The organism is Curtobacterium sp. PhB142 (genome assembly GCF_004341255.1).
Lineage (GTDB): Bacteria > Actinomycetota > Actinomycetes > Actinomycetales > Microbacteriaceae > Curtobacterium.
This window is the reverse complement of the sequence record NZ_SLUT01000002.1, coordinates 275,555-287,309: the sequence shown is the minus strand read 5'-3', so window position 1 is coordinate 287,309 and position 11,755 is coordinate 275,555. Positions and strand designations below refer to the sequence as shown.

Here is an 11,755-nt window from a genome sequence, read left to right as displayed (position 1 = left end):
GGTTCTCGGCGAACTCGGACGTTCCGCGAGCAGACTCGACGAGGCCCGCCCGTGCCCCAGGGCGCGCGGGCGGACACCAGAAGGGACCAGCATGACCACGCAGATCGTGATCCTCGCAGCGGGGATGGGCAGCCGGCTCGGCCGCAGCCTGCCGAAGCCGCTCACGGAGCTCAGTGACGGCCGCACCATCATGCAGCAGCAGTTCGACAACATCCGCGCCGCGTTCGGTTCGAGCGCCCGCGTGACGATCGTCGTCGGCTACAAGTCGGAGCACATCGTCGAGGCCTTCCCCGACGCGTCCTTCGTCTACAACGAGTCCTACGACTCCACCAACACCTCGAAGAGCCTGCTGCGCGCCCTCAAGGCGACCGGCAAGAGCGGTGTCCTCTGGATGAACGGCGACGTGGTCTTCGACCCGATGGCGCTCGTCCGTGCGGCCGACATGATCGACGAGGACCACTCGTTCGTCAGCGTCAACACCGACAAGGTCTCCGACGAAGAGGTCAAGTACACCGTCGACGCCGAGGGCTTCATCCACAAGCTCTCGAAGCAGGTCGTCGGCGGGCTCGGCGAAGCCGTCGGCATCAACTACGTGTCGGCGAACGACAAGCAGGCCCTCATCCGCCAGCTCGGTCGCGTCGACGACCAGGAGTACTTCGAGGGCGGCATCGAGGCTGCCATCGCCGAGGACGGGCTACGCTGGTCCCCGATCGACATCTCCGACCTGTACGCGGTCGAGATCGACTTCGCCGAGGACCTCGAGCGCGCGAACAACCTGTTCGCCTGAACCTCCGTCAGGACCCCTTCGGCGGTTCCGCCCGAAGGGAAACCGTGACCACAGCGAGCGCGCCGACCGTGCCCGCGGCTGCCGCACCAGCGGCGACCCGGAGCGCCGGTCGGCGCTATCGTCATGCCCTCTGGCTGCTGACCGTCCGCGACCTCCGGGTCCGGTACTCGACGTCGGCGCTCGGGTACGTCTGGTCGATCCTCGACCCGCTCGTGATGTCGGCGATCTACTGGTTCGTCTTCACCCAGGTGTTCCACCGCGGCTCGGTCGGTGAAGACCCGTACATCGTCTTCCTGCTCTCCGCGCTGCTGCCGTGGATGTGGTTCACCGGGGGCGTCTCGGACTCCACGCGGGCGTTCATCAAGGAGTCGAAGCTCATCCGCTCGACGACGATCCCCCGCACCATCTGGGTCGCGCGGATCGACGCGTCGAAGGGCATCGAGTTCCTGCTGAGCCTGCCGGTGCTGGCGGCGTTCGCGATCGCGACGGGTGCGCACCTGCACTGGCAGGTCGTCTTCTTCCCGCTGGCGATCGTGCTGCAGTGCGCGCTGGTGTACGGCCTCGGCCTGATCGTCGCGCCGCTCGTCGTCTTCTTCCGCGACCTCGAGCGGGCGACCAAGCTCGTCCTGCGCTTCCTGTTCTACGCATCGCCGATCATCTACGGCACGCACGCGCTGCCCGACGCCCTGCGCCCCATCGCCGCGGTCAACCCGCTCACCGGCATCTTCGGGATGTACCGCGCCGCGTTCTTCCCGAGCCAGCTCGACTGGCTCGAGGTCGGGGCGTCGGTGGTCATCACGGGCATCGTCCTGGTCATCGGCTTCGCGGTGTTCCGACGCAGCGAGCACCGCGTGCTGAAGGAGCTGTGATGACCGCCACCGACCAGACCCGACGCACCGAGACCGTCGCGCCGGTGATCTCCGTGCGCGACGCCGGCATCTGCTTCAAGCGCAACCGACGGGCGAGCCGCAACTTCAAGGACCTCTTCGCCGGACGCGGCCGCCGCAAGCGTGCCGACGAGTTCTGGGCGCTCCGCAACGTGTCGTTCGACGTCCGTCCGGGCGAGGCGATCGGCGTCGTCGGTCGGAACGGTCAGGGCAAGTCCACGCTCCTGAAGCTCGTGGCGCAGGTGATGCTGCCGGACGAGGGCCGGATCGACGTCGGGGCCGGCGTCGCGCCGCTCATCGAGATCACCGGTGGGTTCGTCGGCGACCTGTCCGTCCGCGACAACGTCTACCTGACCGCCGGCCTGCACGGCATGTCGCGCGCCGAGATCCGTGCCGCCTTCGACGAGATCATCGACTTCGCCGAGATCGCGGACTTCGTCGACACCCCGTACAAGCACCTGTCGAGCGGCATGAAGGTGCGCATCGCGTTCGCGGTGATCTCGCGGCTCGACGAGCCCGTCATCCTGGTGGACGAGGTCCTCGCCGTCGGCGACAAGGCCTTCCGCGAGAAGTGCTACAGGCGGATCGAGGAGCTCCTCGCCGGCGGTCGGACGCTCTTCTTCGTGTCCCACAGCGACAAGGACCTGCGCCGGTTCTGCGACCGCGGTCTGTACCTCGACAAGGGCCGACTGCAGCTCGACGGCACCATCGAGGAAGCGCTGGCGCAGTACTCCGCCGACTACGGCGTCTGACCGGTCGGGTACTCCCCCTCCACAACCAGGGCACCACGGTGCCCCCTCCACAGCGACGGGTTCCCGGGTGCTGCGCCGGGGCCCCACCGTCGGACCCTCCCCCTAACGTTCCCCCCATGCACCACCCAGCACCCGCGTACGCCGTCCCGTTCACCATCGACCGCTCGCAGGCCCCGCGCCGGTACGACCTCGTCAACACCGGGGACGAACCGGTCGACGGCCTGACCCTCACCCACCTCGGCAACGGCTACAGCCCGCCGCTGGCGGTGCACCGGCTCGAACCGGGTCGACGTCTGTCCGTCGCCGTGTTCGGCGCGGATCCGCAGGACACCGGCGTCGTGATCGTCCGCTGGCGCCGTCCGGACCGCTCCGAGTACGTGTGGCGGATGTCACTGGTCGGTCAGGGGCTGCACCCGTGACCGTGTCCGGACGGGGCTCAGCGTTCGCCGCGCTCGGCAGCGACGGTGCGCCAGCGCTCCAGCAGCCACTCGACGGCGGCGTGGAACCGGGCCGTTGCGGCACCGGGCGTGGTGTCGCCGAAGTAGCGCGCCACCCACTGCTGCAGCTTGGCGAGCTCGGCGGCGTCCCCCACTGCGGCGTCGATCCGCGCGAGCACCGACGGCGCGTCGGCCGCGGTCAGCCAGTTGGCGTCGCTCAGGTAGCCGCGTTCGTCCACATCGGCCTCCGGCGACTCCGGGCGGGTCACGATCAGGGGCTTCCCGACCGCCAGGCGGTCGTAGATCATCGCGCTGATGTCGGTGATCGCCACGTCGGCGTCGGCCAGCTGCCAGCCGAGCTCGCCGCCCTCGTCGTGGACGTGGTGCGCGGTGGGGTCGGCCGCGTTCGCCGCCGTGATCGCCGCGACGATCCGCTCGTGTGCCGTTCGGTACGCCGGGTCGAGCACACCGCTCCGCGGGTGCGGGCGGTACACCAGGCGGTGGCGGGGCGACGCGAGCACCTGCTCGGCGATGGTGGTGCCGTGGGACGCGATCGAGCCGTACGCTGCGGCGCCGCGGTCGCCCTCCCACGTCGGTGCGTACAGCACGACGGTCCGGTCGTCGGCGGGGTACGGTGCAGCGCCGGCGAAGTGGTCGGCCTGCGGGCGGCCGATCGCGATGGTCCTGGCGTCGAGGTCGTAGTCCCACAGCGCCTCGGCGAGCCGGCCACGCGCGGCGTCCCCGGCGATCAACGCGTAGTCGTACGCCTTGAACTGGTTCGTCGTCATGTACATCTTGTCGCTCTCGCCGTGGTTGACGAAGACGTGCCACATGCGCCCGTACCGCATCATCTGGAAGTTGCGGGCGTTCTGGTTGACGTACAGCACTACCTTCGGCGCCTGGGTCTCGACGAACTGCTCCAGGTCGACGACCTGACGGGCGTACACGGCGGGGACCGGCGACTCGTCGATGAGCGTGGTCATCGTGCCCGGACTGCGCGCGATGATCGCGACCGGGTGCGTCTTCGCCAGTTCGGCCAGCGGCGCGTACCACTGGCGCACCTGGTACATGTTCACGGGGCCGTCGGCGAAGTAGACCGCGATCTCGATCGTGCCGGGCGCCGGCGCCGCGACCGACGGCAGGCGACGGGCGAGCTCCCGGCGGCTCCGGCGCGAGGCGAGCAGGCGCTGGGCCAGGCGCACGGCGGTCCGCACGTCACTGGTGATCGGCATGGACTGTCTCCCGTTCTGCGGTGGCGGTGGGGTTCGGGGTGGTCAGACGACGGGCGGGCGCCCGGCGAGCGTCATCCGGGCGACGGTCAGCCAGCTCATCGGTCGGGTCGGCCCGCAGTCGGTGGTCCGTCCTTCGCGGATGCCGGCGAACCACGTCGTCAGGCGTCGCGGGTGTCGCCACCAGCGTGCGACCTGGATCGCGGCCCACGAGCCGACGTAGAGCGGCCGGAGCGGTGCCGGCAGGTTTCGTCGGGCCAGCCAGACGCGGTTGCGGGCGTTCAGGCGGTAGTACTCCGTGTGCCGGGCCGGGTCGATGGCCGGGTGGTGTGCGACCAGGTCGCCGGCGTACCAGGCACGTCGACCGGCGTCCCACACGCGCCACGCGAGTTCGATGCCCTCGTGCGCGTAGAAGTACTCCGCTCCCCAGCCCCCGACGACCCGGTACACGTCCATCGGCAGCACGACGGCACCCTCCCACACCGAGAACACCGGCGACGAGTGGTCCGGCTCGCCCTTGCGGATGCGTGGGACCCAGCGCCGCGGGTTGGCGGCGCCGGTCGGGTCGACCACGCGGGGCTGGAGCAGTCCGAGCGAGGGGTCGCGTTCGAAGCGGCCGACGGCGTCCTGCAGGAACGTCACCGAGGGGATCGAGGCGTCGTCGTCCAGGAAGAACACGTAGTCCCCCTCGACGACCTCGGCACCGGCGTTGCGGCCGGCCGGGATCCCTAGGTTCTCCGGCAGCGCGAGCGTCCGCACCCCGTCCGGCAGGCCGGTCGGCTCCCAGCCGTTGCCGACGCAGACCACGTCGAGTTCGACGCCCTGCTGTGCGAGCACGCTGTCGAGCCCGCGGCGCAGGTCGTCGGGCCGCGTGCCCTGGGACAGGCTCACGACGGCGACGCGGGGTCGCTGCGGGTGCGCGACCGCGTGGCGACGAACGGTGCTCGGGGTCACCGCGTCATCGGCCGCCGCGTCGTCGGTGACCGCGTCGTCGGGCACCGCGTCGTCGGTCACGCCTTGACCCGCTTGGACGCGATGATCGCCAGGAAGTGTCCGACGGTCGCCAGCACGGCCAGCGGCAGCAGCGCCCCGACCAGGATCCGGCTGGCGAGCGTGTCGCCGATCGCCAGTCCGATGAGCGCGAACAGGAACGCGAGCATGCTCAGCTCGACCGAGTGGTACAGGCGGTGGAACGGCAGGAAGCGGGCCAGGCGGCGGAGCGAGGCGAGCTTCCGGCCGGACGGCGCGGTCGAGGCGTCGCGTCGGTCGACGAGCTTGTCGAGCCCCGCGTTCGCCCGGGCGACGTGCACCATGTCGTTGAGGGCCTTGTTCAGCACGATGACCAGACCGAGCGCGCAGCCGATCGTGGTCCACATCCAGTCGGCGCCGTGGATCGGCCAGGTGGCGGCTCGGATGCCCAGCGCGACCGGGATCAGTCCCTCGGTCGTGTAGTGCCCGACCTTGTCCAGGAACACCCCGGCGGGCGAGCGGGTGCCACGCCACCGTGCGACCTCGCCGTCGCAGCAGTCCACGAGCATCTGCAGCTGTCCGAGCACCAGGGCGAGCGCTGCGCCCCAGATGCCGGGGATGAGCAGGGCCGCGGCGATGCTCCACCCGACCAGGATCATCAGGCCGGTCACCTGGTTGGCGCTGACGCGGGTCTTCAGCAGCACCCAGGTCAGGTACGGCGAGACGTCGCGCAGGTACAGCGACGCCGTCCAGTGCTCGGCGTTGGCGCGGGCGCGGACCTCGTCCGGCTGGGCGACGGCCCGCAGCTCGGCGATCGACGTCGGGCGTGCTGATCCGCGGCCGTGGGTGGCGGGGTCGGTCATGGGGTCACCGTCCGGTGTGGGTGGTCAGCTCGGAGGTACGGGTGAGGAACCCGATGATGAAACCGAGCCCCCATCCCACGTGGATGCAGGGCAGCACCACGAGCAACCAAAGGAAGGTCGCCACCCCGGACCGGCGCGCGACGGCGACCGACCCGAGGACGACGAAGAGCAGGTACACGGCGGGCACGGCGAACCCGAGGAGCGCCCAGGCGACCGGGCTGCCGAGGGCCGCGCCGACGACACCGACGACGCCGGCGAGGATCCCGACGGCCATGGCGGCGACCATCGCGGGCGGCACGAAGTACCGCAGGCCGTTGTTCGCGGGGAACCGACGGGCGAGCTCGCCCCGCCACAACCCGGTGGCGACGAACTGCCGCACCAGGCGCTTCAGGCTCGGCCGCGGGCGGTACGTGACGACCAGCTCGGGCGTGAACCACACCGTGCCGCCGGTCTGGCGCAGGCGTCGGTTGAGTTCCCAGTCCTGGCCGCGCTTGATGCCCTCGTCGAACAGGCCGACCTCGAACAGGCGGTCGCGGCGGAAGACGCCGAGGTACGCGGTCTCGGCGGGGCCGGCGGTCCCGCCGACGTGGTGCGGGGTGCCGCCGAGGCCGACGCGGCTGCCGTACGCCAACGCGACGGCCCGCTCGAACGGGCTGCGGCCCTCGGCGCGCATGATGCCGCCGACGTTGTCCGCTCCGGACTCGAGCAGGGTGCGGACGGCGATGCGCGTGTAGTCCGGTGGCAGCACCGAGTGCGCGTCGACGCGGACCACCACGGGGTGCACCGACGCCGTGATCGCGACGTTCAGGCCGGCCGGCGTGGACCCGACCGGGTTGTCGATCGCCCGGATGCGCGGGTCGGCCGCGCTCATCTCGGCCACGAGTTCGTTCGTGCCGTCGATCGAGGGGCCGAGCGCGAGGATGACCTCGAACACGCCGGTGTAGTCCTGGTCGAGCAGGCTGGCGACCGCAGCGCGGACCTCGGTGACCTCGTTGAGCACGGGCATCACGTACGAGACGCCCGGCAGGGGCTGTCCGTCTGTCTGCATGCGTACCTCGGGGTGCTGGCTGGGTGCACGGGACGCACCGGGGCGGTGCCGCCCCGCAGAGCGACCATGAGCCTATCAAGACCCGAACCCGGAACCTGCGGGGCGCCCGCGACGCGACCCGCAGACGGACGGGAGGCCCGGCGCACGTCGTGCACCGGGCCTCCCGTCCTGTCCGTGGTGGCGTCAGCCCTTGCTGTCGTACGTGCCCAGGGTCACGTCCGCCTCGCGGGACTGCCCGTTCCGGAGGTAGCTGATCGTCGTCGACGCGCCGCCCGCGAAGTAGCGGACCTGCGCCGTCAGGTCGGTGGCGTCCGAGACGGTCGCCGAACCGATCTTCGTGACGACGTCACCCTTCTGCAGACCGGCCTTCGCCGCCGCACCGCCGGACGAGACCGACTTGATGAGCGCACCCATCTGGGTCGCGCTCGCGTTCTCCGAGGCGTCGCCGACCGTGGCACCGAGCAGGCCGTGCGTGGCCGAGCCCTTGTCCTTGATCTCGTTCGCGACGCGCTTCACCAGGTTCGACGGGATCGAGAAGCCCACGCCGATGCTGCCGGCCGCCGAGTCCGACGACGACGAGCTGCCGGCCGAGGCGATGGCCACGTTGATGCCGATCAGCTTGCCCTTCGCGTCGAGCAGGGCACCACCGGAGTTGCCCGGGTTGATCGACGCGTCGGTCTGGATGACGGGCAACGAGACCGTGGTGTTCGCGGACGAGCTGCTGCCGTTGTCGCCGTTGCCCCAGAAGTCGAACGGGCCGCTGCCGCCGTTGCCGCCCTCGTTCGAGTCGCCGCCCTCGCTGGGAGCGCTCGACGTGACCTGGATGCTGCGGTTCAGGGTCGAGACGATGCCGTCCGTGACCGTGTTCGACAGGCCCAGGGGCGCACCGATCGCGACCGCGGTGTCACCGACGTTGAGCTTCGTGGAATCGGCGAACTCCATCGGCTTGAGGTCGGTCGCGTCGATCTTGATGACCGCGAGGTCGACCGTCGGGTCGGTGCCGATGAGCTTGCCCTCGTAGATCTTGCCGTTCGAGGTCGTCACGGTGATCGAACCGTTCGAGCTGTCACCGTCGAGCGTCACCACGTGGGTGTTCGTGACGATGTAGCCGTCCTTGCTCATCACGACGCCCGAACCGGTGCCGGCCTCGTTGCTGGACGACACGTTGATCGTCACGACCGACGGCGTCGCCTGAGCAGCGACCGCGGTGACGACGGTCGCGGAGTCGTAGTCGTTGACCGTGAGGTTGCCGCCCTGCGACGAACCGGAGGACGACGTGACGGTGCCGCCCTGCGACGACCCGGCGAGCCACCCGGCGCCGCCGCCGACCAGACCCGCGACGACCAGTCCGGCGATGATCGGCAGGACGAGCTTGCTGCGGCCCGAGCGGGTGGTGGTCGTGGTGGCCGCTGCACCCGCGGTTCCGTCAGCGAAGTAGTGGCCGTTGCGCTGGTTCGCGCCGTCCACGTCGCCGAAGGCGCTCGTGGCGGACTGCGGTGCCTGCGCCGACGCCGTCGCGTACTCCGACGAGGACGCGGGGGCAGCGGCGGAGGCCGGCTGGGCGTACTCGCCGTACCGCGGCTGGCCCGCGGTCGCCTGCTGGCCGTACGGCGGCTGCTGGGCCTGGCCGTACTGGCCCTGCTGGCCGTACTGCGACTGCTGACCGTACTGGGACTGCTGGTTCGGCTGGTTTTGACCGTACTGGGACTGCTGGCTCTGGCCGTACTGGGACTGCTGGCCCTGGCCGTACTGCGACTGCTGGCCGTACGGGCTCTGCTGGGCCTGCCCGTACTGCGGCTGCTGGTTCTGCCCGTACTGGCTCTGCTGGGCCTGCCCGTACTGGCTCGTCTGGTCTGCGGCGGGCTGCTGGCCGTACTGGGACGCCTGCCCGTACGGGGAGGTCTGCTGGCCGTACCCGGCCGGCTGCTGGCCGGCATCGCGCTGCTGGTCGCCCGAGAGCGTCGGGTACGGGGCCGTGTAGCGGTCCGTGGGGTGGTCGGTCGCCGACGGGATCACGTCGGTGTGGTCGGCGCTCGTGGCGTCGTCGGACGGAGCCGCGTGCTGCGCGGCGTCGTCGGACCGCTCGGCGTTCTCGGGCTGCTCGGCGTCGTTGAACTGCTCGGAGTCGTTCGGCATCGACGTGTTCCCCTTCGTGGCCGCTGCGGCGGCGTCCTCACTGGCGGCAGGCGATGCCGCATCGTCCGGACGGCGGTCGTCGCCCTGCCCGTTGGGCGTGGTGTCGGTCATGCTGGACGTGCTCCTTTCAAGCTCGTGCAGTCTGTCGCAACCACCTGAGCGGTGCTTCTGGCGACGCTGGAAGCATCCTCTGCCGATCTTATGCGTGGGCTGTGGGTCCGTCCCCGGATCGCCGTCGGACGGCCAGCTAGGTTGGGGTCCGTTCAGCGCGACACGTCGTCGCCGTCACCGGAGGGAACCACATGCGGCAGGCAGGACCCTGGTTGCGAGCAGCCGAGGGAGCGATGCTCCTGGGACCCGACGGCGTCCCCGCGCCCACCGTCTTCGCCGAGATGAGCGCCCTCGCCGCGAGCACCGGCGCGATCAACCTCGGGCAGGGCTTCCCCGACCAGGACGGCCCCGCCGAGGTGCTCGAAGCCGCGGTCCGCGCCGTCCGGGACGGCGTCAACCAGTACCCGCCCGGACGCGGGACGGTCGACCTCCGCACCGCCGTGGCCGAACACCAGCAGCGGTGGTACGGCCTCGAGGTCGATCCTGACCGGCAGGTCCTGGTCACCGCCGGCGCCACCGAAGCCCTCGCCGCGACGCTCCTCGCCCTGGTCGAACCGGGCGACGAGGTCATCACGTTCGAACCGTTCTACGACGCCTACGGTGCGCTCGTCCGGCTCGCGGGCGGCACCCACGTCACCGTGCCCCTCACCGCTCCGGACTTCCTGCCGGACGAGGACACGCTGCGCGCCGCGTTCACCGACCGCACCCGCGTCGTGCTCGTCAACACGCCGCACAACCCGACCGGCCGGGTCCTGCCCGACGAGGTCCTGCGCACGATCGTGGAACTCGCGACGCGGTACGACGCCCTCATCGTCACCGACGAGGTCTACGAGCACCTGACGTTCACCGTCCCGCACACGCCGATCGCGACACTGCCCGGAGCCGCCGAGCGGACGGTCTCGATCTCGAGCGCCGGCAAGACCTTCAGCACCACCGGTTGGAAGATCGGTTGGCTCACCGCTCCCCCGACGCTCGTCGACGCGATCACGACGGTGAAGCAGTACCTGACCTTCGTCAACGGCGCACCGTTCCAGCCGGCCGTCGCCGTCGGACTGCGGTTGCCCGACGCCGTCTTCACCGGGATCGCCGCCGAACTCGCCGCCAAGCACGAACTGCTCGCCTCGGGGCTCCGGTCAGCGGGCTTCGACGTCATGCGGCCGGACGGCGGGTACTTCGTGATCGCCGACACCGCGCCGCTCGGGTACGACGACGCACGGGCCTTCTGCCTCGAGCTGCCCGCCCTGGCCGGGGTCGTCGGCGTGCCGGTGTCGGCCTTCGTCCGGCCGGAGCACGCCGCGGGCTACCGGTCCCTCGTGCGCTTCGCGTTCTGCAAGCGGCGTTCCGTCCTCGAGGACGCCGCCGGCCGCCTGGCACGCCTCCACGCACCCTCCTGAGCCCGATCCCGCCACCGGCGCAGTCGCGACCACGGTTCGGACGGGACCTGCCGGTCAGGGGCGAGCCGCGCCTCCTGGCTGGGCGCGCAGCGCGACGTCGTACCGGCGGAGTGCCAGCGACGGGTTGACCTGCCGGACCGCCTCGGTCACAGCGGTGTCGACGGTCGCGACGAGCGTGCCGGGCGTGAAGCCGGCCGACGCCACGGCGACACCGGAGGGGTCGAGCACCACCGAGGCGCCGATGCCGATCGGCGGCGTCTGGCCGACACCGACGACCCAGACGGTGTTCTCGATCGCCCGCGCGGTGAGCAGGGTCCGCCAGTGGTGCTCCTTGCCGGGGCCGCGCACCCACTCGGCCGGCAGCACGACGACGTCGGCCGCACCGTGCTCGGGCGCTGCCAGCCGCCGGGTGACCTCGGGGAAGCGCAGGTCGTAACAGGTCTCGAGCCCGATCCGGAGCCCCTCGAGCTCGAAGACCGGCAGCTGCTCCGGGTCGCCGGACTCGATGCGGTCGGACTCCCGCGACCCGAAGGCGTCGTAGAGGTGCACCTTCCGGTACGTCGCGGCGAGCTCGCCGGTGGGGAGCACCGCCACCAGGGTGTTGCGGAAGCGCGTGGGTTCGTCCGCGGTCGCTGCGTCGGTCGTCGCGGCTTCCGTCGTCTCGGCGTCGGTCCTCTCGGCGTCGGTCGTCTCGGCGATCCCGACGATCAGTGCGACACCGGTGTCGCGGGCGATGTCGCGCAGCCCTGACACGAAGGGGCCGTCGAGCGGCTGCGCTGCGGCGACGAACCGGTCGTCGATGTCAGCGGTGAAGTACGACGAGTACTCCGGCGTGACGAGCAGGGCCGCTCCCCGCGCCCCTGCGTCGGCTGCCGCGGTCCGGACGGTCTCGAGGTTGGCCACCGGGTCGTCCACGGGAGCGAACTGCGCGGCGGCGATCGTGAGGGTGCCCATCCGCCGAGCGTACCGGCGCACTGCGGAGCGTTCCGGCTTGGAGGAGCCCGGGAACGAGGAAAGCCCCGGTCCTTTCGGACCGGGGCTTTCGTGTGACGCTTGGTTGCGGGGGCAGGATTTGAACCTACGACCTCTGGGTTATGAGCCCAGCGAGCTACCGAACTGCTCCACCCCGCGGCACATTGAAT

General features: G+C 70.9%; 11 protein-coding genes and 1 tRNA gene. 5 read left to right on the top strand and 7 right to left on the bottom strand.

What is annotated here, in order from left to right; all coding sequences use genetic code 11:
• Window positions 1–91: 91 nt before the first annotated feature.
• The 4 genes from EDF31_RS04755 to EDF31_RS04740 all read left to right on the top strand — a co-directional run bounded on the left by EDF31_RS04755 (window position 92) and on the right by EDF31_RS04740 (window position 2,845).
• Window positions 92–787, top strand: coding sequence for a phosphocholine cytidylyltransferase family protein (locus EDF31_RS04755; RefSeq protein ID WP_111085011.1), 696 nt, complete (start codon window positions 92–94; stop codon window positions 785–787).
• Between the two features lie 68 nt (window positions 788–855).
• Window positions 856–1,656 (top strand): ABC transporter permease, encoded by an 801-nt coding sequence (locus EDF31_RS04750; protein ID WP_123939022.1) that lies wholly within the window; start codon window positions 856–858, stop codon window positions 1,654–1,656.
• Window positions 1,656–2,426, top strand: coding sequence for an ABC transporter ATP-binding protein (locus tag EDF31_RS04745; RefSeq protein ID WP_123938938.1), 771 nt, complete (start codon window positions 1,656–1,658; stop codon window positions 2,424–2,426). The genes EDF31_RS04750 and EDF31_RS04745 overlap by 1 nt, the downstream gene beginning before the upstream one ends.
• 116 nt (window positions 2,427–2,542) lie before the next feature.
• Window positions 2,543–2,845: a hypothetical protein gene (locus EDF31_RS04740; RefSeq protein WP_111085009.1), complete on the top strand. Its 303-nt coding sequence runs from the start codon at window positions 2,543–2,545 to the stop codon at window positions 2,843–2,845.
• A gap of 17 nt (window positions 2,846–2,862) precedes the next feature.
• Here EDF31_RS04740 and EDF31_RS04735 read toward each other — a convergent pair whose 3' ends face one another.
• The 5 genes from EDF31_RS04735 to EDF31_RS04715 all read right to left on the bottom strand — a co-directional run bounded on the left by EDF31_RS04735 (window position 2,863) and on the right by EDF31_RS04715 (window position 9,219).
• The gene (locus EDF31_RS04735; RefSeq protein WP_131845363.1) at window positions 2,863–4,095 is read right to left on the bottom strand and encodes a CDP-glycerol glycerophosphotransferase family protein; all 1,233 of its coding nucleotides are present in this window, start codon (window positions 4,093–4,095) and stop codon (window positions 2,863–2,865) included.
• A 42-nt stretch (window positions 4,096–4,137) separates the two neighbouring features.
• Window positions 4,138–5,046, bottom strand: coding sequence for a glycosyltransferase (locus tag EDF31_RS04730; RefSeq protein ID WP_123939023.1), 909 nt, complete (start codon window positions 5,044–5,046; stop codon window positions 4,138–4,140).
• A 56-nt stretch (window positions 5,047–5,102) separates the two neighbouring features.
• Window positions 5,103–5,924 carry a CDP-alcohol phosphatidyltransferase family protein gene (locus tag EDF31_RS04725; RefSeq protein ID WP_123294078.1) on the bottom strand — a complete coding sequence of 274 codons (822 nt, stop codon included), beginning with the start codon at window positions 5,922–5,924 and terminating at the stop codon, window positions 5,103–5,105.
• Window positions 5,925–5,928: 4 nt separating this feature from the next.
• The gene (locus tag EDF31_RS04720; protein WP_123294079.1) at window positions 5,929–6,972 is read right to left on the bottom strand and encodes a glycosyltransferase family 2 protein; all 1,044 of its coding nucleotides are present in this window, start codon (window positions 6,970–6,972) and stop codon (window positions 5,929–5,931) included.
• Between the two features lie 183 nt (window positions 6,973–7,155).
• A complete protein-coding gene (locus EDF31_RS04715; RefSeq protein ID WP_243649854.1) occupies window positions 7,156–9,219 on the bottom strand; it encodes a trypsin-like peptidase domain-containing protein in 2,064 nt (687 codons plus the stop codon).
• A gap of 191 nt (window positions 9,220–9,410) precedes the next feature.
• Here EDF31_RS04715 and EDF31_RS04710 point away from each other — a divergent pair, with 191 nt between their 5' ends.
• Window positions 9,411–10,613: an aminotransferase class I/II-fold pyridoxal phosphate-dependent enzyme gene (locus tag EDF31_RS04710; protein ID WP_131845362.1), complete on the top strand. Its 1,203-nt coding sequence runs from the start codon at window positions 9,411–9,413 to the stop codon at window positions 10,611–10,613.
• 54 nt (window positions 10,614–10,667) lie between these two features.
• Here EDF31_RS04710 and EDF31_RS04705 read toward each other — a convergent pair whose 3' ends face one another.
• Together EDF31_RS04705 and EDF31_RS04700 are read right to left on the bottom strand one after the other, a co-directional pair.
• Window positions 10,668–11,567 (bottom strand): carbon-nitrogen hydrolase family protein, encoded by a 900-nt coding sequence (locus EDF31_RS04705; protein WP_131845361.1) that lies wholly within the window; start codon window positions 11,565–11,567, stop codon window positions 10,668–10,670.
• Window positions 11,568–11,667: 100 nt separating this feature from the next.
• Window positions 11,668–11,744, bottom strand: a tRNA-Met gene (locus EDF31_RS04700).
• Window positions 11,745–11,755: the final 11 nt, after the last annotated feature.

Coding starts and splice junctions, on each gene's coding strand:
- EDF31_RS04755 (WP_111085011.1), top strand. CDS start 92: ATGACCACGCAGATCGTGATCCTCGCAGCGGGGATGGGCAGCCGGCTC.
- EDF31_RS04745 (WP_123938938.1), top strand. CDS start 1,656: ATGACCGCCACCGACCAGACCCGACGCACCGAGACCGTCGCGCCGGTG.
- EDF31_RS04740 (WP_111085009.1), top strand. CDS start 2,543: ATGCACCACCCAGCACCCGCGTACGCCGTCCCGTTCACCATCGACCGC.
- EDF31_RS04735 (WP_131845363.1), bottom strand. CDS start 4,095: ATGCCGATCACCAGTGACGTGCGGACCGCCGTGCGCCTGGCCCAGCGC.
- EDF31_RS04725 (WP_123294078.1), bottom strand. CDS start 5,924: ATGACCGACCCCGCCACCCACGGCCGCGGATCAGCACGCCCGACGTCG.
- EDF31_RS04720 (WP_123294079.1), bottom strand. CDS start 6,972: ATGCAGACAGACGGACAGCCCCTGCCGGGCGTCTCGTACGTGATGCCC.
- EDF31_RS04715 (WP_243649854.1), bottom strand. CDS start 9,219: ATGACCGACACCACGCCCAACGGGCAGGGCGACGACCGCCGTCCGGAC.
- EDF31_RS04710 (WP_131845362.1), top strand. CDS start 9,411: ATGCGGCAGGCAGGACCCTGGTTGCGAGCAGCCGAGGGAGCGATGCTC.
- EDF31_RS04705 (WP_131845361.1), bottom strand. CDS start 11,567: ATGGGCACCCTCACGATCGCCGCCGCGCAGTTCGCTCCCGTGGACGAC.